At 37.5% G+C, this 25,013-nt stretch carries 16 protein-coding genes and 1 pseudogene; 1 reads left to right on the forward strand and 16 read right to left on the reverse strand.

Annotated features, from left to right (window positions below; genetic code table 11):
• Nucleotides 1–6: 6 nt before the first annotated feature.
• The 9 genes and pseudogenes from H9N25_RS15795 to surE all read right to left on the reverse strand — a co-directional run bounded on the left by H9N25_RS15795 (nucleotide 7) and on the right by surE (nucleotide 12,799).
• Nucleotides 7–2,274, reverse strand: a complete 2,268-nt coding sequence (locus H9N25_RS15795) for a GH92 family glycosyl hydrolase (protein WP_190326509.1) — start codon at nucleotides 2,272–2,274, stop codon at nucleotides 7–9.
• Between the two features lie 47 nt (nucleotides 2,275–2,321).
• Nucleotides 2,322–2,480 carry a DUF4964 domain-containing protein gene (locus H9N25_RS25480; RefSeq protein ID WP_167296911.1) on the reverse strand — a complete coding sequence of 53 codons (159 nt, stop codon included), beginning with the start codon at nucleotides 2,478–2,480 and terminating at the stop codon, nucleotides 2,322–2,324.
• A 282-nt stretch (nucleotides 2,481–2,762) separates the two neighbouring features.
• A complete protein-coding gene (locus H9N25_RS15805; RefSeq protein ID WP_190326510.1) occupies nucleotides 2,763–4,403 on the reverse strand; it encodes a RagB/SusD family nutrient uptake outer membrane protein in 1,641 nt (546 codons plus the stop codon).
• 11 nt (nucleotides 4,404–4,414) lie between these two features.
• Nucleotides 4,415–7,438: a SusC/RagA family TonB-linked outer membrane protein gene (locus H9N25_RS15810; protein ID WP_223833404.1), complete on the reverse strand. Its 3,024-nt coding sequence runs from the start codon at nucleotides 7,436–7,438 to the stop codon at nucleotides 4,415–4,417.
• 334 nt (nucleotides 7,439–7,772) lie between these two features.
• The gene (locus H9N25_RS15815; protein ID WP_190326511.1) at nucleotides 7,773–8,777 is read right to left on the reverse strand and encodes a LacI family DNA-binding transcriptional regulator; all 1,005 of its coding nucleotides are present in this window, start codon (nucleotides 8,775–8,777) and stop codon (nucleotides 7,773–7,775) included.
• Nucleotides 8,778–9,147: 370 nt separating this feature from the next.
• Nucleotides 9,148–10,317 carry a hypothetical protein gene (locus H9N25_RS15820; protein ID WP_190326512.1) on the reverse strand — a complete coding sequence of 390 codons (1,170 nt, stop codon included), beginning with the start codon at nucleotides 10,315–10,317 and terminating at the stop codon, nucleotides 9,148–9,150.
• A 96-nt stretch (nucleotides 10,318–10,413) separates the two neighbouring features.
• Nucleotides 10,414–11,520: a lipid-A-disaccharide synthase gene (lpxB, locus tag H9N25_RS15825; RefSeq protein ID WP_190326513.1), complete on the reverse strand. Its 1,107-nt coding sequence runs from the start codon at nucleotides 11,518–11,520 to the stop codon at nucleotides 10,414–10,416.
• Between the two features lie 156 nt (nucleotides 11,521–11,676).
• Nucleotides 11,677–11,949, reverse strand: coding sequence for a stationary phase survival protein SurE (locus H9N25_RS15830; protein ID WP_167296916.1), 273 nt, complete (start codon nucleotides 11,947–11,949; stop codon nucleotides 11,677–11,679).
• A gap of 11 nt (nucleotides 11,950–11,960) precedes the next feature.
• Nucleotides 11,961–12,799, reverse strand: a pseudogene (gene surE, locus H9N25_RS15835) (5'/3'-nucleotidase SurE).
• A 222-nt stretch (nucleotides 12,800–13,021) separates the two neighbouring features.
• Between surE and H9N25_RS15840 the strand changes: the two are divergent.
• The gene (locus tag H9N25_RS15840; protein WP_190326514.1) at nucleotides 13,022–15,955 is read left to right on the forward strand and encodes a M16 family metallopeptidase; all 2,934 of its coding nucleotides are present in this window, start codon (nucleotides 13,022–13,024) and stop codon (nucleotides 15,953–15,955) included.
• 518 nt (nucleotides 15,956–16,473) lie between these two features.
• Here H9N25_RS15840 and H9N25_RS15845 read toward each other — a convergent pair.
• From H9N25_RS15845 to H9N25_RS15875, 7 genes are all read right to left on the reverse strand, one after another.
• Nucleotides 16,474–17,850: a hypothetical protein gene (locus H9N25_RS15845; protein WP_190326515.1), complete on the reverse strand. Its 1,377-nt coding sequence runs from the start codon at nucleotides 17,848–17,850 to the stop codon at nucleotides 16,474–16,476.
• Between the two features lie 12 nt (nucleotides 17,851–17,862).
• The gene (locus H9N25_RS15850; protein WP_190326516.1) at nucleotides 17,863–20,457 is read right to left on the reverse strand and encodes an EcoRII N-terminal effector-binding domain-containing protein; all 2,595 of its coding nucleotides are present in this window, start codon (nucleotides 20,455–20,457) and stop codon (nucleotides 17,863–17,865) included.
• A gap of 29 nt (nucleotides 20,458–20,486) precedes the next feature.
• Nucleotides 20,487–21,683 (reverse strand): type II restriction endonuclease, encoded by a 1,197-nt coding sequence (locus H9N25_RS15855; RefSeq protein ID WP_190326517.1) that lies wholly within the window; start codon nucleotides 21,681–21,683, stop codon nucleotides 20,487–20,489.
• 8 nt (nucleotides 21,684–21,691) lie between these two features.
• Entirely contained in the window at nucleotides 21,692–22,939 is a 1,248-nt protein-coding gene (dcm, locus tag H9N25_RS15860; protein ID WP_190326518.1) for a DNA (cytosine-5-)-methyltransferase, read from the reverse strand.
• Between the two features lie 128 nt (nucleotides 22,940–23,067).
• Complete coding sequence (locus H9N25_RS15865; protein WP_223833405.1) at nucleotides 23,068–23,529, reverse strand: very short patch repair endonuclease; 462 nt, start codon at nucleotides 23,527–23,529, stop codon at nucleotides 23,068–23,070.
• Between the two features lie 65 nt (nucleotides 23,530–23,594).
• Nucleotides 23,595–24,644 (reverse strand): glycoside hydrolase family 130 protein, encoded by a 1,050-nt coding sequence (locus tag H9N25_RS15870; protein WP_190326520.1) that lies wholly within the window; start codon nucleotides 24,642–24,644, stop codon nucleotides 23,595–23,597.
• Between the two features lie 64 nt (nucleotides 24,645–24,708).
• Nucleotides 24,709–24,894, reverse strand: a complete 186-nt coding sequence (locus tag H9N25_RS15875; RefSeq protein WP_190326521.1) for a CsbD family protein — start codon at nucleotides 24,892–24,894, stop codon at nucleotides 24,709–24,711.
• Nucleotides 24,895–25,013: the final 119 nt, after the last annotated feature.

A 25,013-nucleotide genomic window follows, 5' to 3' on the forward strand; every position in this document is an offset into this window, starting at 1 on the left:
TCAATTTTATTTACTGATCGAAAATGGCTTATCTTCCTCTAATAATCCCCTATTTAACGAAGGTTTAACATTCATCTCTAATTTTAACACCCCGCCATTTAATAAATCGCTATGATTTATAAAGTTTCTGGTATAATTTTTACCATTTAGCCTTGCCGATTTTATATAAACATGATGAACATCATTTGCAGGCGCTTCGATGACGAATTTTTTACCATTTTCTAGGTTAATGGTTGTTTTTTTAAACATCGGACTCCCTAAAACATACTCACCAGTACCAGGGGTTACACTATAAAACCCTAAAGCGCTTAATACATACCAGGAAGAAGTTTGTCCTTGATCTTCATCTCCCGGATAACCATTTTCTGTTGCATTGTACAGTTTATGCATCACCTCGCGGGCATGAAATTGTGCTTTCCAGGGTTGGTTGGCGTAGTTGTATAAATAAACCATGTGTTGTATGGGTTGGTTACCATGTGCATATTGCCCCATGTTGGCCATTACCATTTCGGTCATTTCATGGATCATCCCACCGTACGAACCCACATTTACTTTATTGGGTTCGCTAAAAACAGAATCTAGTTTTGCAGTGAAATTGCTGTTGCCCCCCATCAAATTAATTAAACCTTTGGTATCATGAAAAACCGACCATTGCCAATGCCAGGCATTTCCTTCTGTAAATGGGCCTCCCCATTCGGTTGGATCAAAATTTGGCGACCATTTGCCCTCCGCGTTCCTTCCCCTCATAAAACGCGTAGATGGATCGTAAACATTTTTATAATTGAACATCGGTTTCTCAAAAACCTCCATATAATGTTTATCGCCAATCATTTTGGCTAAAGCGTAAGCACAATAATCGTCGTAGGCATATTCTAGTGTTTTGGCTGTAGCTTCTCTATATTTTGGATAAGGAACATAACCCAGTTGGTTATACTCGGTTACGCCGTCTCTACCATTCGCCGGCCCCCATGGCCCCTTATTCATCGCTTCGTGATAATAAGCGTCTAGTGCCTTTTTTGGATCAAACTTTCTGATTCCTTTGGCCCAGGCATCGGTTAACAAAGAAATAGCATGGTTACCGATCATACTTCCAGCTTCGCTGGGAAAAGACCACGAGGGCAACCAACCGCATTGTTCATAGGCATCGAGCATAGCCTGCATATAACGACCGTGCATTTCTGGCTGCACCAGTGTATTTAGTGGAAATTGTGCACGGAAGGTATCCCAGAAACCCGTATCGGTAAACATATATCCATCATGTACTTTACCGTCATACGGACTAAAGTAATATGGTTTTCCGGCTTCATTTATCTCATAAAACTTTCTGGAGAACAGGCTTGCCCTAAAAAAGCAAGAATAAAAAGTTTCCATATCTGCTTTCGATCCACCTTCTACTTCTATCTTGCCAAGCAATTTATTCCATACCGCAGCGGCATTTGCTTTCGTATCCTCCAGCGTTTTATCATTGCCCAGTTCTCTTTTTAAATTGAGTTCGGCCTGCTGTAAACTGATATAAGATGAAGCTGTTTTCACCTGAACTTTTGTCCCGGATTCGAACTGTACAAATGCACCTTTTCCCAATCCTTCGGCAGAAATAGAATCTTTTGCAACGGTATTCCGTTTATTCTCCCAAGTACCGTAAGATTTAATCGGTTGATCGAACTGGATGACGAAATAACTTTTCCAACCTCTTTTAAAACCTTCGCCGTTGTTTACCCAGCCCGTTATTTTATTTTCTTTAGGGTAGATCTGAACACCACTTAACCTGTTGTATCCATCTAAAATTAAAAAACTTCTTTTGCCTTTTGGATAGCTGAACCTGAGGTGTGCGCCACGTTCTGATGGCGAAATCTCAGTGGTAATTTCGTTTTCAAATGTTACTTTGTAATAATTTGGTTTAGCAACCTCATCCAGATGACTAAACTTGGTTTCGCGTTTATCTTCATTTACAATCAGTTCATCAATCATGGGCATTAAAGAAAATACGGCATAATCCCTCGTCCACGAACTGCATTGGTGCGCTTGCTGAAAGCCTCTGATTTTATCTTTAAAGTATTGATATTTCCAGCCATCACCATTTCTACCGGTTTGTGGGGTCCAGGTATGCATGCCAAATGGGAATGCCGTTGTTGGATAGGTATTCCCTCGGGTAAGTTCGTGTTTAGAGTTGGTGCCCTGCAGTGTGTTCACATAGTGGACCCAATCTTTCTGCTGCGCCAATAACCCTTTGGCAATAAGGCAGCATAAAATGGATGCAATTAATTTAAGTTTCATTTGTTTGTGTGTTTGCTTTATTCCCTTAAAACCAATAATATTTATCATCAATCTTTATAAAGACAGCTCCTTCCATTCCGATGTTTAATAGCCGATTGGTTGAGTCCATCACCGAAAGACCAAATACTGAAATAGGCATCATTTGTAATGAATAGATAGGCAGGTGCTTTATCTTGTACTTTTGTAATTAAATTAAAAAAAGACAAAGAGCCGCTAAGGAAATTTTTCTCATAAATTAATATTTGGCTTTATTCCGTAAATCGTTTTACCAAATTATCTACTAAATATCTCATGCCAGGCTTAAATAAGCGGAGAAAGATATGCTGGTTTAAATTGGATTTTCAGGTGGTAAAAGCCTGAGCAAAGTAAAACGTTTTACTAGTTTCAATATTAGTAAAAATATCTTCATGTTTAGATCTGTCTAATTGTAACATATAGGTTACAAAAAAGGTGCTCAAAAATTGAGCACCTTTTGATAGATCGGCCAGTTAGTAGCCTGGATTTTGAGTTAAATTTCCATTCAAATCTCTTTGTCTTTGAGGAATTGGATAAAGTGCTTTAGTTGCGTTACTAGCGGAGTGATCCCACCATGTAGCAGTAGCAAATTTACCGAAACGGATTAAATCATCTCTTCTCATCCCTTCGAAGATAAATTCCCGACCTCTTTCGGCTAAAAGTTCATCTAATGTTAAAGATGCAGTTGTGTAAGCACGGGTAGCAAAATCTGCTTCACTAAATGCACGTTTTTTACAATCATTAATTAGCTGAACAGCTTCTGCTGTAGCTACTCCTCCGTTTTTACGCATAATCGCTTCTGCCTTGGCAAAATAAATCATGGTTAAACGATAGATATTCCAGTCACCGTTATTATAATTCGGATCAATAGCCGGAGTCCCACCAGGACCTGCAAATTGGTTCCCTAATTTATATTTGTTAAAACGAACACCTGAATTTTCTTCGCCCTCGCTCATATTACTTACCGTAGATCCGGTTTTGTTTTTACGAATATTATCAACAAAGATCAATTGCGATCCGTTATATTCTTCTGATGCCAAAACAGGCTCAGTTGGCGCTACAAATTGAAACATTGGCCCCTCTAAAAGCCATGTTCTTTTTCTTAAGTCTGCATCTTCGTATGTGGTAAAAACCCCAGGGATTAATACAATACCATCGTTACCATTTCTACCACCACCATAAATTTGTTGTTGTTTAAAGTGATAGAATTCTCCGGGCCACGATGGCTGAAAATTGGCTATTGAATAATTATAAGCAATAGAGAAAATAGCTTCTTTAGACAAATCGTTAGTCGTTTTAAACTGGTCTGTTATATTGGGATCAAGTGCCATTACACCATTCTGTGCTCCACCCTCACCTGCAATTAATTTATTTGCCGCTGCAATACAATCATCCCACCTTGCTGTACCAGTCCAAACTTCAGCGTTTAAATAAAGTTCTACCAACATGGCATAAGCTCCCGCCTGACTCATACGGCCAAGCATAGCGCGAGATAATTTAGGTGCCTTATCAATGTTCGATTTAATTTCTGATTCGATAAAGTTGAATACCTCTTTACGCGATTTTGTTTCTGGTTTTGCAGGTGTACCTACTTGTGTAACCACTGGAATATTACCGAACAAGTCCATTAATTTTAAATAGTGGAATGCCCTTAATAATTTTAATTCAGCAATAAATGCATCCTTTTCAGCTTGTGTAATCCCCATTAGCGAAATATCACGTTTTTCGATATTTCCAATCGGATCATTACATAAACCCATGCCCCAGAACATTAAAGACCATGCGTTGTTAATTCCGCCTTCATCTGTAGTCCAGGTATGGTAATGTAATCTTTTCCATTTACCACCATCTTCGCCGTGACGACCCTTGGTTGGCCATGCTAACTGATCTCCAGAAAGTTCGGCTAAACGCCACCATCCATCCTGGCCAGACGGGGTAACCCATGCATTTGCGTGTGTATAGGGTCTTAAAACGGCCGATAAAACCTCAGTTTTATTATTATAAAAGTTATCTGTCAATAGCTGATCATAAGCATTTTCATCTAACTTGGTACAGGCATTTGTTAGAAACAAAGTACCCACGAGCAAACTATATATGATTGATTTATTTTTCATTTTTTTAAACTTTAAAATCCAACATTTAATCCAAACAAGAAAGAGCGTGTACTTGGATAAGCACCACTGTTATCTACACCTGGTCCGGTACCGGTATCGGCAATGAAATCGGGATCGCTGCCTGTGTAGCCGGTAATGGTAGCCAGGTTTTGTCCGGTTGCATAAATGCGCATGTTTCTAATTAACTTGGTTTTTAATTTGAAGTTATAACCTATGGTTACCTCATCTAACTTAACATAACTGCCTTTTTCCAAATAGTAGTCAGAGTACATATAGGTATCATTGATTTGGCTATATTTATCGAAAGTGCTGGTTAATAAGTTACCAGACCATGTTTTATTGGCGTAAGAAAGTGCATTTCTGTTTAAGATATCATAATCGAATTTACCTCTTAAGAAAACACGTAAATCAAATTGTTTGTATCTGAAGTTGTTTGCCATTGATGCATAATACTTAGGAATCGCATTACCAATCATTTGTAAATCTGTTACGTTTTTATCTCTGGAGTTATTGATCTGCGCATTTGGCACTGCCTGTCCGTTTCTGTTATAGAACAACCATTTACCATCAGAAGTAAAACCAGCGAATTTTTTACCCCAGAATTCGCCTAAAGCACCACCTTCGTAAGTTACAATCGCATCACCTAAGGCACCTGCGCCACCAATTCCACCAAATGTTTTGTATAAGATTTTATACTCATCGTTTGAATAAGAATCCAAAGTGTTTTTTAGCGTACTCGCTGTTGCATCAATATCCCAGCTGAAATCTTTTGTCCTAAATGCAGCGTAACTTAATGCCAACTCAATACCTTTTGAAGAGATTGTACCTACGTTAGTGTAAATAGAGCTTTGAACAAACGGCGGTTGAGGAGAGGTATAAGTATCAAGTAAATCTTTAGTCGTACGTTTAAACAGGTCTAATGATCCTGATAGTTTACTTTTCAATAAGCTAAATTCTAAACCGATGTTAGCTTCTCTTTTGGTTTCCCATTTCAGGTTTGGATTTGGGTTTCGGTTAGGGCCGTAAGTTTCGAGATATTGACCATCTGGATATAAATATCGGCCACCACCACCAAGAGTTACCCTTGATGCATTATTTGCAAAACCACTGTTACCTGTTTCTCCATAACCAACTCTTAATTTTAAATTGTTAACCCATCTGATATTCTTCATGAAATCTTCCTGAGTAATATTCCACGCTCCCGAAACTGCCGGAAAGTTACCCCATTTGTTATTATCACCGAAGCGAGACGAACCTTCTCTTCTTAAAGTAGCTGTTAACAAATATTTACCATCATAGTTATAGTTAATTCTACCAAAGAAAGCGATTAAAGTATTATCATTCTTACCGCTACTCATCGACGCTTTACCAACGCCCAAAGCAGCACCCTGGCCTAAGTTATCTTCATGGAATAAATCGTTTATAAACCCGCGGTTAGATGCACTTGAGCTCTCTTCCATGAAATAACGGTAACTATAACCCAATAAAGCAGTTAAATTGTGTTTTGATGCAATGGTTGTGTTGTACTGCAAAGTTGGTTCTACTGCCCAGGCCTGCGATAAATAATCGCCTTTATAAGCATAACCACCACCTGGAAAATCGGTATTTTCTAATGAGTTTTCACTTGCTTTAAGGCGGTATTGGCCATCGTAACGGTTATCACGGGTTACTGAGCCAAAAATTGATCCTTTTAAGCCTTTTACAATATCTAAATCAGCTTTAACATCGGCAGAGCTGGTTTGTTGTTTACGGTAAGAGGTTTCCTGAGCTAAACGGGCAAATTCATTGGTACTGGTTAAATCGAAACGATAAGTTCCATCTGGATTATAGTTGGATAAAGTAGGGTTTTTGGTTTGCTCACTTTCCCAGCCTCCACCACCTAATAAATTGGCTTTGTTAAAGTTAGTTACCAGATTCGCCTGAATCTTTAATCTGTTGTCTAAACCAGTTTGGTTAATGTTAAATCTTAAAGTGTATTCTTCGCGACTATTTTCTTTTGCAATACCTTGTAAATCGCGATAGTTAATACTCGCTCTATAGCTCGTTTTATCTGTGCCACCACTAAAGTTTAAGTTATGGTTTTGAGTCAGGTTATCGTGATTGATTAACTGGTCAACAAAATCAGTTTCACTTCCAAAATTTTGTTGTTTAATCTCGCCTGAGGCAATTTTCGCTTTATAATCTGCCGGCGATAAGAAATCTAACCATTGATTATAATATTCTTTTCTGGCGTAACCAGAATAGTTGAATTGAGGAGGGCCGGCTTTACCTTTTTTAGTGGTAATTAAAATTACCCCTGCATTGGCACTAGAACCGTAAATTGCAGCTGCAGAACCATCCTTTAAAACATCGATTGATTCGATATCATCTTGCTGCAATAAATCTGGATTACCGCCAGGAATTCCATCGATTACAAATAACGGACTTGAGCTTCCCGTTACTGTAACTACACCACGAAGCTGAACACTAACACCAGAGTTTGGATTTGAACCACTACGCGTGATGTTCAAACCTGCTACCTTGCCCTGAATAAGGTCTAATGCATTTCTCGAACCACTTTGTCTGAAATCTTCAGCACCAACGTGTGCAACTGCTGAAGTTACCTCCTTTTGCAATTGGGTGCCGTACCCAACAGCAACAACGGTTACTTCATCTAGGTTTGTATTTTTTGATACCGCAAATTTTACATTGATAACTGACGATTGGCCAACAGTTATATCCTGCGTTTCGTAACCAATGTAAGTAAAACGGAGCACCTGCCCGGCATCGGCCTCGATAGCAAATTTTCCATTAGCATCGGTAAGGGTTGTTCTACCGGTAGCTTGATTTTTGATACTGGCACCTGGAACCGGCAGGCCACTATCATCCACTACTGTTCCGGTAACATTTTTTTGCGCCTGAACTCGCCCACTGAGCATGTTCGCATTCAAGAACCTCCGTGTGCCTTCCCACTCCGAATTCATTGAAAACGCTGGGCTATTTAGCAACACAATTGCAGCAGACAGCCCCGTAATTTTAAGTAAATTAATTTTCATTAACGGTTTTGTTTTAATTATAAATGATTAGTTTTTGTTTCTGGTATTATTTATCTGCGAAAGCGATGGCCAGACAGGTTAAGTGTCTGACGTTTTCTATTATTTTATTGTTTTGAAGATTTGATTGGACAAACAGAAAAAATCCCAACGAGAATATCTATCCCTGTAGCTGACACAATCCATTAAAATTCAGTAGAGAACTGCTGTAATACTCATAAAATTAGTCCGGCTATGCTAAAACGTTTTAGTCGATCAATTATAACAATTTTAAATTATAATAAAACGTTTTAGTAAGTAAAAAAAATATTACAATCGAGCGAGGGATGATTTTTTTCTAGTCTCTAATGACTAAACGGGCAGGGATAATTACCTCTTCAGCAGGTGATTTACCTTTTGAGGAAAGCTGGTTTAAAATGAGTTTAATAATGGTTTCAGCTATTTCTTCCAGGGGTTGTTGGACAGCAGAAATACGGGGGGTATGCAGTTCGAATGCTTCATGGTCATCATATGCGATAACTCCTAAATCATCTCCTACTTTTTTATTGATTTGTTTTAGCGCTTTTAAACCACTAATCGCTAAATAATTGGTTGCAAATAACACTGCATCGATTTTTTTATTTTCGAAGAGTTCTTGAATCTGAGCAATCGTTTCGTCTTCTTCCTGGTTAAAGTGGATCTTTAAAACCAGGTTGTCATCATATTTGATTCCGTTATCTTCCAATGCTTTTTTATAACCATCGTATCGCTCAATAATTTGTTCCACATTTATATCAGTGGTAACCAAAGCGATGTTTTTTTTGCCCTGATCGATAAAACTCTGTATGGATTGGTATGAAGCATTAAAATGATCAGCACCAACATAGCAGGTATTAATGTCTGGCAAATTTCTATCGAAAAGAATTACCGGATTTCCATCATCAAGGAGCATCTGAATATCTTCTTCTATTCCTTTTATCGGAGAGATGATATAGGCATCAACTTTTCGCGATTTGAACATATTGATCAGCTCCTTCGCTTTATCGATGCTATTTTCTGTGCTGGAATAAATAATTTTATATCCTCTTTTATAGGCTTTATCTTCGATTAACCTTGCAATCCTCGAGAAGAATGAATTGGAAATATCCTCGATAATCAAGCCGATGATATTGGAATTACCAGTTCTTAAACTTCTTGCAATCTGATTAGGCTTATAACCACTTTCCTCTATAATTTTTTTTACTTTCTCTATTACTGCTTCGCTTATCGATTTCTCTTTTGCTTTACCGTTAATAATGAATGAAACTGTGGTAATGGATACATTTGCTTTTACGGCTATATCTTTGATAGAAAGCGATTTCATTTGGTTGGGATTTCTTTAAATTAATCAATTCAAAGCTAAATAAAAATTGTAGCTTTTAAATTTTTGCCTGTTATAAAAACGCAATTTAACATTTTTTATGTTAATCGTTTTAGAAACGCTTATTAAAGGATGGCATAATATAAGTGTGAAAGCTTAAAACAACAAAAGGCGCTATCAGAGTGCCTTTTGTATCAAAATTAATATCCTTGGGTTCAGTTCCTGAAAGTTAAGGATACTGTATGGTGTCACTATTTTTGGTATCGACCTAAATGGTATATTGTTAAAAAAAATCTCAAAATGTTACTTTGACAGATAAAATAAATCTTTATTAATAAATTAAGAGAGAAAATGAGAGTATTAATGCTATGCATTATTTTAGATCATCAGCCCGCTTATGATAGTTAAATAATCCGAAACTAAGACCAGCTTTTGCAAACCAAGCTGCTCGCTGAAAATACGCATTATAGGTGTCCTGCCCATAATATCCACCCTCTACAAATAATCCGGCTGCACTAAAGCCCCGCAGTCTGTAGTGCAAAGTTGAATGAAAATTTATCCGATCTTGGAATGTTGCTCTGGATAAATTATAAATAGAGCCAACATTCATCTGGTTGGTGATAAAACTTGCAAAAAATTCTAGTCTAAAACTTTCTATCGGATTGTACCTGGTAATATCATATATCTTTTTTTGATCATGATCAACAATGGTACGTTTATAATTTTTCGAACTTTTGAGAGAATAAAATAAATTAAACCTATTGGTACCGTAAATATTATATTTTTTAATTCCCGGCGCCAGACCTGATGATTGCCCGTAACCAAATTTAAAATACTGATTGATGGTACTATTGGCATTTTTAAGAAACATGATCCCATTTAGTTCGACCACAAAATCGTCGCTAAAATTTCCGTTATAGGTGTTAAAATATCCCCTTTTACCCCAAGCTTTATCAATACTGTTAAATTCTTCGCCATCCTGTCCGTTAGAATGGTGATAGCCTTTAACTGAGAAACCAAAATTATACTTTCGACCCTGTTTATAGAGTTTATTATGACTAACGAACAACTCACCCCCTGGCCGTGATGATGCCGTGCGCACGGGTAATGAACTATCCCCAACAGTTTTGTCATTTTTAAAAATCCTGACTTCAAATTCTGGATTGAAATAAAGCGCAAACATGAGGTAACTTCCTCTCTTTTTATTTAAACCTATTGTCCAGTTAAATGGAGAAATATTAATATATGGACTGATTTTGGCATCCAAAATCAAACTTTTCCGATCAGAAAAATCACTTTTGGTCATCCATCGTTTGTTTGCAACAAACGAAGCTTTTGATAAAAAAATAGAAGAGGCAATATCATCATTAAAACTAAAATTATTTCGGTTTCTATCTACGAAATATTTAATCTTTCCACTAAGACTATTATATAAAACGGAATCTAATTCTACAATCTGATATTCCGGCTTATCTTGCGCTATCGATTTATTGGAAATAAAAAAAATGGCAATTAAAAGGGTAATGGTTGAGGCTTTAATCATGATGTTAATTTTTTATTTAAAAATAACCCATGTTCAAAACACTACAAATACCCGATACTGGGTATACTGTTGTTCAACCTCACACCTCTAAAAAGCTTAACTTTTTAATTTTTCGACAATTAGCTTCGCCGTTTTTGCCGAAGCACCAGGTTTTCCCATAAGCAAAAGCAGCTCATCATAATCCTTTAACATCTGGTTCCTGCTGGCTCCTTCCATGATGATTTTAAGCGCTTCATTCACTTTTTGGGTATTGCAATCTTCCTGGATCAGTTCGGTTACAATCTTTTTGTTTACGATAAGGTTAACCAATGAGATGAACTTTATTTTCACCAACATCCTGGCAATGGCAATTGAAATGGTCCCTCCCTTGTAAACCACCACTTGCGGAACTTTAAATAAAGCAGTTTCTAGCGTAGCTGTTCCAGAAGCTACAATTGCTGCATGGGCGTAGTGCAATAAATTATAGGTATTATTAAAAAGAAGTTTAACTTTTTTACCTCCCATAAACTGGTGGTAATAAGCTTCGGTAAAGGTTGGTGCGGCAGCAATGGCGAATATGTAGTGGGGATAACTTTCGGTAATGCTTAACATCACAGGCAATAAACGCTCTATTTCTTGCTTGCGGCTACCGGGCAATAGGGCAATAATTTTTTCACCTCCCAGTTGATTGTTTTCGCGGAAGTTTACATCTGGGCTAAACTGTGCAATTTCGTCCAATAGTGGATTGCCTACATAATCTGCCTTCATGCCCCATTCTTTGTAAAAATCGACCTCGAAAGGTAGAATACAGAACATATGATCGACAACCTTTTTGATTTTCAGCACCCGCTTCTGATTCCAGGCCCAAACCTTAGGTGAAATGTAATAACATACTTTAATGCCATTGGTCTTTGCAAATTCTGCAATTTTTAAATTAAAGCCCGGAAAATCGATCAGAATTAATACATCAGGCTTCCAATTTAAAATATCGTCCTTACAAGCTTTGAGGTTTCTGAAAATGGTTCTTAAATTTAAAATCACCTCGGTAAAGCCCATAAAAGCCATATCGGCATAGTGTTTAACCAGCTCTCCTCCTTCAGTTTTCATTTTATCGCCCCCGAAATACCTGAATACAGCTTCGCCGTCCTCAGTTTTTAAGGCTTTCATTAAGTTGGCACCATGTAAATCGCCTGAGGCTTCTCCGGCTACGAGGTAGTACTTCATAGTTTCTTTTGTTATCACAATATCGTCAATTGCGAGGAGGCACGACGAAGCAATCTTTTATGTTATTGTTTATTCCTTAATTTTCCTTTGTCTTGGAAAGATTGCTTCACCCTAGTCCACAATCCCCTTCTTCAGTTCGCAATGACGCCCGTTTCATTAAAACACTTTATAAGCAAAAAACACAAAAGCGCACAAAAACGTTGCGGCCAATATGCCTCTGCCAATATTTTCTTTATTGTATTTAAAAAAGTACTGCATGGTATAAGCATTTATGGCAATACCTCCAATGTATAATAAATCTGCCTTGGCAAGAGAAGCCACGTGATGAATAATATACCAGGCAATGGAACAAAATATTGCTGGTACAAGCAAACCAATTCCCAAGCCGATCCATACAGAATTATTTAATCTTTTCAATCGATCAATCATAATGGCAGCGCTTAACCTAAATTAATGCCATCGGGCGCTGAAACTTTGGTACCTGCAGATTTCGAATCTTTGTTACCTATGAAATCCCAGCTGTTTAAGGCCTGTATAGCGTGATGCGCCGTTAAATCAAACTGAACCGGAACGATAGAAACATAATGATGTTCCAAAGCCCAAACATCGGTATCTTCACCCTTATCAAAATTTTCGAAAACACCGGTTAACCAGTAGTATGGGCGTTTGTAAGGATCGGTTCTCTCATCAAATTCTTCCATCCACTTCGCATTGGCCTGGCGGCAAACTTTAACACCTTTTAGATTGTCACCTTTCGGGAAATTCACATTTAAAAGTGTGCCTTCGGGTAAACCATTCGCTAAAACCTGCTCACAGATATTTTTAATGTATTTTTTAGTATGGCTAAAATCGGCATCGGCAGCAAAATCATCGAGTGAGAAACCAATAGATGGAATTTTTTCTATCGCACCTTCTACCGCGGCAGACATGGTACCTGAATACAGCACGTTAATCGAATTATTTAATCCGTGGTTAATTCCTGATACACACAGATCAGGTTTTTTACCTTTAAAGATTTTATTTACAGCAATTTTAACACAATCAACCGGGTTCCACTGCATTTATACATTTCTACGCCTGCATAAAGATCAACCTTATCAAAACGGATCGGTTTACCTATGGTAATAGCATGCCCCATTCCACTCTGCGGACTATCTGGAGCAACTACAACTACATTGCCCAGCTCCTGCATTACCTCCATTAAATTTTTTATACCTGTAGCTGTAATCCCATCATCATTTACAACTAAAATATTTGGTTTTGTGCCCTGCTTTGTCATGTCGGTAAAAATACAGATTATAAATTCAAGGCACAATAAAGCAAGGTTTATATGCAAAAATCATTTATTCCTATATTTTTAGTTTTGAGATCAAAATTATTTCGTTCCCTGCAAGAAAGCATCTATATTTGAATAAATAACTTATTAAAAATGAATGCTGTATTTGAGATCATGCTTAAACTAACAGGTGCACATTCATGATCATAAACCAAAACCAATTCAATGAAATTCAAACTATTTACTTTGGCTTGTTTTCTAATTACGGGTTCTTTCGCGAAGGCACAAACAACCTACCAATGGAAAACAGGAACTTCTGGTGGCTTTACCTACAAATATGTAACTAACGATCCGACCAAAACACGTTTTTATACTTTAAAAAACGGTTTGACAGTAATTTTATCACAGAACAACAAAGAGCCGAACATTACCTATAAAATGGCGGTAAGAGCGGGCAGTAATACCGATCCTCGTACCAATACCGGTTTGGCGCATTACTTAGAACACCTTTTATTTAAAGGAACGGATAAATTCGGAACGCTAAATTATGCCAAAGAAAAACCACTTTTAAATAAAATCGAAGCACTTTACGAAACTTACAACAAAACTACCGATCCGGCTAAACGTAAAGAGATTTATAAGGAAATTGACAAAACTTCGGGCGAAGCTTCAAATTATTCTATCGCAAATGAATATGATAAAATGATGAAATCGATCGGAAGTAATTCTACCAATGCACACACGTCGGTAGAAGAAACCGTTTATGAAGAGGATCTTCCGTCAAATGCCATTGATAAATTTTTGGCTGTGCAGGCAGAACGTTTCCGTGCCCCTGTTTTCCGCATCTTCCATACGGAGTTAGAAGCTGTGTACGAAGAGAAAAACATCGGTATGGATAACGATGGCCGTAAAATGTATGAGAAAATGCTGTATGCTTTATTCCCAACACATAACTACGGACAACAAACCACCATAGGTACTATTGAGCATTTAAAAAACCCATCTTTAGTCGAAATCAGAAAATATTACGATAAATATTATGTGCCTAATAATATGGCCCTAATTATGAGCGGTGATATTAATTATGATGATTTAATCAAAAAAATCGACAAAGATTTTGCCTACATGGTCCCAAAACCTTTGTCGCTTTATAATCCTGCACCAGAAAAACCATTAACGCAGGTTCAAACGGTTGATATTTACGGTCCAAGTGCAGAAAACTTATATGTTGCTTACAGGGGTTTTGCCCAAAATACGCACCAAAGTTTATTGTTAGATTTAATCGGCAGCATTTTATCCAACGGTAAAGCGGGTTTAATGGATATCAACATCAATAAACAGCAAAAAATGTTGAGGGCAGGTGCCGGTTATAACTCGATGAAAGATTATGGAATCTTCATTTTATCTGGCTCACCTAAAGCCGGACAAAGTTTAGAAGAAGCGCAAAAATTATTGTTAGAGCAGGTAGAATTGCTTAAAAAAGGCGAATTCGATGAAAGTTTGATTAAAGCAACTGTTGCGAACATCAAATTAGCTGAATTACAAAGCTTCGATAATAACGATGTGCGAGCAGATTTCGCGATGAATGCTTTTATCCAAAACCGCGGTACAGAATGGGATAAAACCCTGGCATCAACTGACGCAATGGCTAAAGTAACCAAAAAAGAAATTGTAGATTTTGCCAATAAATTTTTCATCAACAACTATGTTTCCATCTTAAAACATAAAGGCGAAGATAAGAGCATTGTTAAAGTAGAAAAACCAGCCATTACGGCGGTAAAAACAAATGCTAATGAGGTTTCTCCATTTACAAAAGATATTATTGCTGCTCCGGTAAAACCGATTGCGCCTAAGTTTTTAGATTATACCAAAGATCTTAATTTCGGTAAAGCAGGCATTGCTGATGTAATTGCAGTTCAAAACACCGAAAACGGAATTTTCCGTTTAGGCTACCGTTTTGATATGGGCTCTTACAATTATAAATTATTGCCTTATGCTGCCCAATATTTAGCATTCTTAAGTACTGATAAATATTCGGCAGAAGATATCAGCAAGGCTTTTTACAACATCGCCTGTACCTATAGCATCAATGTAGGTACCGATGTAACTACAGTTTCGATCAGCGGTTTACAAGAAAACTTTGATAAAGCTGTTGCCTTGGTAGAAGATGTACTGGCACATTGCAAACCAAACGAAAAAGCCTTAGAAGATTTAAAAGGACGTTTGTTAAAATCAAGAGATAACGCAAAATTGAACAAAAGTTCGATATTGAGTGGTTTAATGAGTTATGCACAATATGGTTCTGATAACCCTTTTAATTATGGATTAAGCAATGATGAGATCAAAAATATGAAATCGGCAGATTTGATCTACATCTTACATAACCTTACCAATTACAAACACACCATTACTTATTACGGTCCTAAAACTTTGGCAGCATTTTCTGCTGATATTGTAAAAGCACATCCGTTGGCTAAAGAATTTACTGATGCTGCACCGATTAAGAAATTTGTGTACACTAAAACCGATTCGAACAAAGTTTACTTTGCTGATTATGATATGGTTCAGGCAGAAATCCGTTGGGTACGCAACAGCGGTTTGTACGATCCGGCCAATGCAGCCAAGATTGCCTTATTCAACAATTATTTTGGGGGCGGTATGGGTTCAGTAGTATTCCAAACCATCCGCGAATCTAAAGCTTTGGCTTATTCTACCTTTGCAGTGTATTCTTCTCCAAACACTAAAGAGAAAGAGAATACCGTTATCGCTTATGTAGGTACACAGGCAGATAAAATGAATGAAGCAGTTGCTGGTATGAACGAGTTATTAACCACTTTACCTGAGTCGGATAAGTCATTTGCATTATCAAAAACCAATTCGTTAAATGGCTTAGAAACCAGCCGTATTACCAAAGACGGGATTATTTATACCTATTTGGCAGATAAAAAATTAGGTTTCGATCATGACTCTAGAATTGATGAATATGCAAACTTAAAACCATTAACTTTTAATGATGTAAAATCATTCCATCAAGCTAATCTTTCTGGTAAACCTTACAACTATTGTATCGTGGCTTCAGAAAAGAAAATCAACATGGCCGATTTAGCAAAATTTGGTCCGGTAACTAAATTAAACCTGGAGCAGATTTTTGGATACTAAAAAGGTAGAGGGTAGGAAGGCGGAAGGTTTAAGGTAGAACCTGATGCTTTAATATCAAAATTACCAGCGATTCCCGGAAACGGGGATCGCTTTTTTTGTTCGGGTAATTAGTTCACTAACAACAGGTTTAATTATTTAAATCGGTAACTATACACTAGGCGCTAATCTCTATACTCTAGGCTCAAAAAGATTTTTCGGGGCAGGTCTTCATATTATAGAATTAAAAATGCACCTTAATAATACAGAAGATAAGACTCGAGATGGCGCAAAAACAAACAACAACAACAACAACCAACATTGGAAGGCCTTAATAAAATTGCAGAATCCCTGAGTATGGATATCAGAGAGTTATTAAATCCGAGCGATTGTAGTAATAGCAGGATTAAGGCCATTAAGAAAAGTAAATGATACTAACATGGCGAAAAATGTCCTATGATCTCGTAAACATAGTTTCTCACTTGAAAAGCTTCACCTTACCGAAACAGAATCAGGACCGGTAATTTGTTCTGATCATACTTTTATTTTTTCTTCACAGCTTCTGCGACAGATTCGGCAGAGCCAAAGCCAAGGCGTTCAAGGAAATTGAATTTTTTGTCTGTTAGTCTTGGTAAACCTTTCCTGTTATAAATCCCTGAAAACCTATCCATGATATCAGTTATTATAGGCTCATTTACTCTTAGAATCAATTTCATTTTAGCAAACTGGATCTGCTGCAGTGTTTTGACAGATCTTAAATTTACAACAACATGCTCATCCGCCAAGCCTGCATAATATAACATATAGAATCCCGGATTTTTGGCATAAAAATCCTTTATATCCCTCATTGATTTCCATTCTTTGCTGCCGTTTAAGCCTGCTTTATTGATGAGGTACGGTGCCTCTTTGTCTTTATAATCTTTAGGGACGTAATTTGACGGATATGTTTTCTCATTAAACTCAATACATTCCAATACCGTAAATCCCTCACCTTTTACCTGGGCGATATCACACTCCGGAGTAATTACAAGTAAATATTTAATTTTTTCTTCATTTGGAATTTCATAAATATTTCCGGTCCAAATCGGATGGCTTTCCAATATGCCTGATGTATTATACAAAAAGTTGAAGCCCTTGATAATGCTTTTATTGAGGTCATGATTGACCTCTTCTCCTTCAACGGGCGGTGGAGGAGGTGTATAATTTGAAGAAATAACGTGCTGCCTTAATAGCCCTAGTAAAAGACTGTTTAAAGTCAGGTTGATATGCTCTTTCGAATCAAGATCCTCTTTCAAAATATTGTAAAATTTATCCCATGTTTTAGTTCTGACATCCATAAACGGGCTTAGAGCAATATCTCTTGCTTTATTCAGGCTACATTCAAACTGAGTGATCAATTCATGCGAAAATTTATCTGATAATATTTTAAGCAGATCCTCTTGAATGGTTTCAATTTCCTTGTTAAATGAAACTGCATAATTGTTGAGAAAATTCAGTTCTTTATGATTTTTTACCCTATCCTCTTCAAGCTCGGCTATCCACTCTTTTTTAATATCATCCCATTTTTCAGCATATGATGAGTTGATTGCAAGAAAAAAATACCCAAAACATTTAATGGCATTTAGTATAATCGCTTTAACCATCGCAATATCCCCTTCCTCTACTTCACCTGATTCATCAAGATCAAGATCCAAAACTAGTAGTCGCACGTTTTGGTAGTGCTTCATCTTTTGAAGCAATGATCCAAGATCAGATGTATCAGTTATGGCTGAGAAAAAATATCCGTGGTTGTCAAACAATGATTTAAGCCTTAGGAAGTTGGAACGCTGAACTTTCTGCGCCACATCCTGCGGCTCATCTTTATAACAAAGGTTGAACTGATCGTCAATTACTAAAATATTACCTGGAAAGAGAGACATAAATTTATTGTTTTAAAATATGATTTCTAATACAGCACCACTATCGTTATAACCGTGTAGGCTTGCATCGATTCTTGTTAGAATTTCCTTGACAAGATATAACCCAAGGCCGAGGCCATCTGTTTTTCTGCTATAATATGGCTCAGTAAGCAGTTCAAAAGGGTCTTTAAATCCATCACCATTATCTTTGATAATCAAAAAAGGCCGGTTTTCATTGTTGATTCCTGATGTAATTATTATTTGAGGCTGAAAATCTACATTGTTGTTGCGCATTGCAATTTTTTTGGCTCTCAGCCAATACACGGCATTATCCACGATATTCAGCACTGCAGTATTAAGAAGCCCAGGGAGTGCTTCAACATTTATTTCTTTTTCCCCGTGGTAAATCAGGTTGATATTATATTTTTCCAGATCACCTTCTTTTAAGATTTTTACGTTGCTTACAACGGTAGTGAGGTTTACCTTTTGCCTTTTTTGACGTGACATAATTGAGGATACAGCTTTCACAATATCTTCAGTATCGCGGAGCTGCCTTGCGAGCTCTCTCAGGTATTTATCTTCGATTACAGCATTACGTTCAATGTCCTCTATAACGTGTTTTATTGACGAAAGTCTGATTTTCATTTCATGAATCGGAAGGCTATAAGAAATTCCTATTGCTGCAGCCATCATGTATCTTTCAAGAACATCATTGATTTTTTCATGATATTTCTTCTCAATGACATCGACGGTCTGTTTATATAACCCGTTGTGATTGTTGTGTTCTATTTCGGATCTTAACTTATCGATGTTCTGTGTAACAACGTCCATTGAATTGTTATTTGTGGAAACGCTGTCAATTTTTATTTTATCCGTTTTTCTTTCCTTGGCAAATATGGCCAATGATGAACTTACAAGATGATAAAACTGCTCATAGTTTTCATTTCTTATCAAGCCTTCCCTGTTAGACTGATCAGCAAGCATCTCATTCCATATTGAAGAGATATGCACAATCCCGAAAATCTGATTTCTAGATACTGTTCTCTGTTTGGGAGCGTTTAGCCTAGTCAGATCCAGTTCAAGCCAGTCGTTATCCGGTTCGCCGTATGGCCATACCCGGAAATTGTCTCGATAGATCCGGACACCGGTATTCGGCTTAATTATATTTTTGTAATAGTCTGCTAGTCCGGCAACTTTTAAAGAGGCAGAATCAAGATCCCAAGCATAAAAACTTACCTCAAAGTTTCCCGGAGTGTTTCTGTCATTCAAAGGGTGTTCTTCAGACCATTCAAGATCATATTCATTAAGGTTTTCTTCCTTAGCTGTTACGGTTCTTTGAATGTCCTTATAGCCCGCCCGCCTGAAATCATAGTCGTATGTAATATTTCCGTTGGTGTCTATGATGCCTTTGAACTTATAAAATGCTGTTTCCAGTAGTTCATTAAAAGATTTAAGGTCGGAAATTTCGTTGTTTAATTTTATATCATTCGAAGTAATATTTATAGAAATACCTGGGTCATTGTAATTTCCGGCCTCATGATGGGAAGTATTTTTTGCGGCCACAGGGCTTTCTAACCCTTTGATCTTAAGTACAGCATCCATGACCGCCTTAGAGTTTTTCCAAGGATGAATGTTCGAGATCTTAATTATTGTCCCTGAGGATCTAAGGAACTCTTTTGGAGCTACTTTTGATACTGTAATAGGAATTTCCTCCAAATATTTATCTTCCGTGAATACGTTCCAGTCTATTTTTACTTTAGTTTCATAATCCAGAGGCTGCAGATCGCAGTCAAGCTTTGCTCTACTGGAAAGCTCAATATTATTGCCAAGGCGGTGTGCAGCAAAACGGCCGATGCCTTTTTCACCCAAAAGCCTCCTTTTGGAACAGATGCTGAATTTTTTGTTGATGGAATCTTTTTTATCGGGGGTTGCCGGTTCGAGCCATACATCCACAATTTTTTCATGGGTCATTCCCAATCCATCATCCCTTACAATTATCTCTCCTGATTCAGAAAAAATGTCATTTAGTTCAATATCAATATTTCGGGCATCGGCATCGTAAGAATTTTTTATGAGCTCTACAAGCGCAATAACGTCATTCGAAATCAGCTCCTGACCAATTACCTTTATAATCCTTGCACGGGGTCTGAAACTGTAATCGCCTGTAGAGATTATATTATTCATTATCAGGCTATTTGTATCTTCTTCAGAAAGTTCTAACTCTGCTAAAAATCGATTTTTTTCGGATTCGTCAGACAACAAAAATCCAAGGTAGGAGTCTTCAGAAATCTTGGTTAATATTATGAGCTGTCCCTCTTTAAAAGACCTGCCCATCCTTGTAATCCTATATTCGTTTCTTGTACCTTGACCATAATAGATGAAGCGGCATTCGGAAGTTGCACCGTCATACCATTGAATAGAAGCAAACTTTTCTTTATTTTCGCCTTTTTTGCCGGGCTCATCAAACATTAATTTGATAGAATTTTTTGGAATATATAACCCTGCCTGATGGGCACCGGTAGCACCGGCATCATTAGGACTTACAAATTTGCAAAAACTATATTGATGGGCTTTTACCGCAGCAATCGCACTTGATAACTCATCTGTCATGTCTTGATTAGATTCCATTTAAATTAAATATATAAAACAAAGCCGATTTATAACACATCCAGCTGTTTATTTGCAACCAGATTTATAAAATCCTTCAATGAAATTAAATTAACTTTTTGTGCTTCAGTATAAGTAACCAATAGAGGAGAAGGTATAACTAATTGTAAATTATTTGCCCTCATATCTTCTGTTTGATTCCAGCTAATTGCAGGTTCCAGCGTAATTAAATGCTTTTGAGGAATTCTTGCTGCTTCTGATAATACCTGTCGCCACCTGTCTTTAGCTGTTGTTTTGACGCCAAGCATAGAAAGCAGGTTAAAATCAAATTCATTATCATGATATTGTTTAGTGCCTGGAAAAACAAAATCAGGCTTATTATTTCTTTCCGTGATTCCGCCATGGGTATAAGCCAAATTATTAAGTTCGAAAATCAATGCCAGATTATGCTCGAAAGAAAACCCCGCCCTTGCCTTTCTCCGGTTTTGTATACTCAATGAAAAACTTATAAAATCGTCTACATCTTCCCCAAAACCTTTCTTTAGTTTTTCTTTTACCAAAGCTTTTTCGAGTGTTTTAAAAAGCAGTTCTTCGCGTATCATCCATTTTAATAACGTTTGATCAGGCTCTTCAATTGGTGAAACATCCTTTACTGTTGATCTCGAAAATTCAGAAAATATCTTAGTAGAAGGAAACGACCTACCGAATTTTTCGAGAATGAGCTCAAGGTAGTCAGGTAAAGTTTCTTCAAGCTCGAAACCCAGGGTTGATAAAATGTATCTCCCTGCAAAGCCGATATCCGTGTTGCTCGCTGATAAATCCTTAACAACGAGACGTGTGTCTAAATCAGCCAAGCCGAACAACCAGAGAAGTTGTTTTTCAGAGGTTGAGCCTTGAGGAGCCACAATAGTAGCCAGGTTATGATCATCGATTTTCGCAACAATAAGCAAATCGCCTGCGTTCGCAGTAGCAAAAATTTCATCTTCGGAATAATATAAGCGATATTCTGATCGTGTTGGGTGACTTTCCCGTGCATCATACCAGGTCATTTGGCCACTTACACTTTTTACTTTTTCTTCATCATCAAACAGGGAGATAAAGGTGGTGGCGAATGTAGTTTTATCAGGCCCGAAGATACGCTTAAAATCGCCGATTCCGTTAAGTTCGTGTTGGTGAGAGATTATTGATGACACCTCTACGATAGACAGTCTTTTCGCACCTATTGCCTTGAAGTATTTTGAGAGCATTCTTGTTATTATTCTGATTTTAACCTCTGTAATATTTGGTTTCCTACAGCCTGAATAAGTGGCATTACTACGGAATTCCCGAACTGCCTGTAAGCCTGATTGTCAGACACCGGAATTACGAGACTTTTCGTTTCGTCATATGTATTAATCGGATAGATGGGATAACCTTGTAAAGCTCCTGCCTCGTGTGGCGTTAATCTACGTGGATTTTTTCCTTCCTGAGCAATCAATATTTCTGCCCCATCTTTATAATACCTTGCGCTTATCGTACGGCTAATGCCATCTGGATTAGCTAAACCAAATCCAAATCCATTACCCTTCTCTTTATGCTTTTTAGCATATTCCTGCAAATAATTCCAGAGTTTGTCACTTAAGGTAAACTTTGATTCAACATTTTCCTGGAGAATGGTTTTGAGCTGTTGTTTTTCCTCCGGCAATTCTACCTGACTAAAATCGAATTTAACATTATCGCCATAAACACGTTTATCGAATCCAACCATTAAAGTTCTTTCACGGTGTTGGGGAACAAAATGTTTCCCATCGATTACTTTATGATCAAAGGAATAACCGAGTTCTTCCAGTGTTTCTTTGATAACCTTGAATGTTTGCTTCTTATCGTGTGACACTAGGTTCTTTACATTTTCTAGGAAGAATGCTTTTGGGCGGTGCTTTTCAATAATGTCTGCAATATGAAAAAACAGATTGCCTTGTTTTTCGTCTGCAAAGCCATGCAACCGGCCTAAACTAATTTTTTTCGAGACTCCTGCAATTGAAAAAGGCTGGCAAGGGAAGCCGCCACAAATAACATCAAATTCCTGAGGAATATATTGTTTGGTAGAATCTTTTGTGATATCGCCAAAAGGATACTCGCCATAGTTTGCAAAATAGGTTTGCTTAGAGTATTTGTCCCACTCGGAAGTAAATACACAACGACCGCCCAGATTTTGAAGGGCCATCCTAAATCCACCTATACCTGCAAACAAATCTATAAATGTGAATAACTCTTTTCCTTCTTTTGGGCCGGGAAAGGGAACACTGGTATTTCCGAACAGCTTTTGCTGAATTGCCCGATAAAGATTATCCAGATTTGGTTCTTCCACCAAATGCGTAAATTGCTCAACAACATCCAGCGCGTTGCCATATATGGGTTCATTTGTTGAATGATAGTGTGTTAACAAAGCCAAATCATTATCCTGCGGAAGGATTACTTTAGTCGATTTTTTACTTTTTGATTTATAAACTACTTTATCTTCCATACTATCTCCTTCAATTAACACAAACTAGATATTTTTTTTGGTTTGGCCGGGCTAAAATTTTCAACACCTAGCTGCAAATATAGCGTATTACTAACTAAATTAGTAGAATTTATGTCCTGAGTGCCATTTTAGATAATGTTGACAATAACAGGTTGAGTCAGGTAGGCCAGAAGATTAGTAAGTGTTGTAGATTTTTGTTTAGGCTTCAATTCACATTCCCATATCTCTATAACCTGCCAACCTGCATTTTTTAATGATTCGATATTAGAGCTATCTTTAGTTTTATTACCATTAATTTTGTTTAGCCACCATTCAGTTTTAGTTTTTGGGATTACATAATATCTGCATTGATCATGACCATGCCAGAAGCAGCCCTGTATAAATATAACAGTTTTGTATTTTGGCAACGCAATATCGGGCTTGCCTGGTAAATCTTTAACATGGAGGCGATATCTGAAACCATTGGCATGCAGAAACCGGCGCACGAGCATTTCGGGTTTGGTATTTTTGCCCTTGATGCGGCTCATGTTATATGAGCGGGTTTCTTTGTTGTGTACGTCTGCCATCGTAATATAACAATGTACAATCATTAAAGTTGGTCGATATTTGATCAATATATTGCAGTTAGATGATCCCGCATCTTAACGGTCAACAGCTAAGCATATTTCAATGTGCTCAAGATCTCATTTATCGAAAATTTAGCCCCGCAAACAAACTCATCGGCTGCACCATAATAAATCGTTAATTCATCTCCGTTAACGATGTGGCCATTTGTAAATACTACTTCACCAAAGAAACCATGCAGTTCGTAATCCTCTTTTGGTACCATAATCGGATTTTCGGTTCTAGCCAGCACTTTCGATGGATCATTTAAATCCATTAGAAATGCACCTAAACAATACTGATGTTTTTCATTTGCTCCGTGATATATTTCGAGCCATCCTTCTGCGGTTTTTATAGGTGCTGCACCGGCGCCCACACGGGCACTATCCCAGAGGTTAGGTCTGGTTTTAATAATACACCTGTGTTTGCCCCAATGAATCCCATCCGGAGATTCGGCCAGCCAGATATAATTACCACCCAAAGCTACACTGCTGGGGCGGTGCAAAGCGTAAAATTTACCATTAACACATTCTTCAAATATGGCGCAGTCTTTATTGTGGGGAGGGATAATCATACCATAACGCTGAAAGTTTTTCCAATCTTCTGTAGTCCGCATCCCCACACCAACGCCATGCTCTGAAACAGCGGTATAGGTTAAATAATACTTATCTCCTATTAAAGCTACTCGGCAGTCTTCAATTCCAAACATTTCATCTTTGCCCTCTCCCTGTAGCAAAGGAAAGCCTTCGGGTTCATCAAAATGAATACCATCAGCGCTACAAACCAATCTTAAATGAGATAGTGTGGTTAGGTAATCAGTTCCTTTGTAAGTGATCACTCTCGGGTCGCTGGCATTGAGACCCGGATCGTTTTCTTCGATGGCTATAATTTCTATCCCAGCTTCGTTTAATACCGGAAACGAAATGATGCCTTCCTTTTGCTTTGGTCTTTCGGCTACACGGATCAATAGCCAAATTTTCCCTTCAAACTTAAAAACGCCGGGGTTTAGCAGACAAACAATCTCCAGTCCTTCCCTACTGGGTACGAGATCTTTTGGAGATAATATCGGATTTTGACGAAACCGCTGGGCAATATCGGCCATAAAATGATTTTAAAACAAACAGACGACCAAAATTTTGACCGCCTGTTTTGCTATTGAATTGATATTATAATGAGTTTATCCATTTAACAAGCTCATTTCTTCCTTTTCCTGTTTTTTGTTGCAGTTTCCCCAACAATTCATCGTCTTGACCTTCTACATGTTTTAAATCATCATCAGTTAAATCAGCATAAGCTTGTTTAAGCTTTCCTTTTATTTCATTCCACTTTCCTTTTAATTCTAACTTATCCATGCTCGTGTTTTTCGTGGGCTATAATGTATTTTATCCATTAATTAACATTCTTATCTCCTTTTTGTTTCGTTTTTTTAGCCCTTTACCTAAAAAACTTAGCTTATTCTACTTTATTCCCG

The organism is Pedobacter riviphilus (assembly GCF_014692875.1).
Taxonomy (GTDB): Bacteria; Bacteroidota; Bacteroidia; order Sphingobacteriales; family Sphingobacteriaceae; genus Pedobacter; species Pedobacter riviphilus.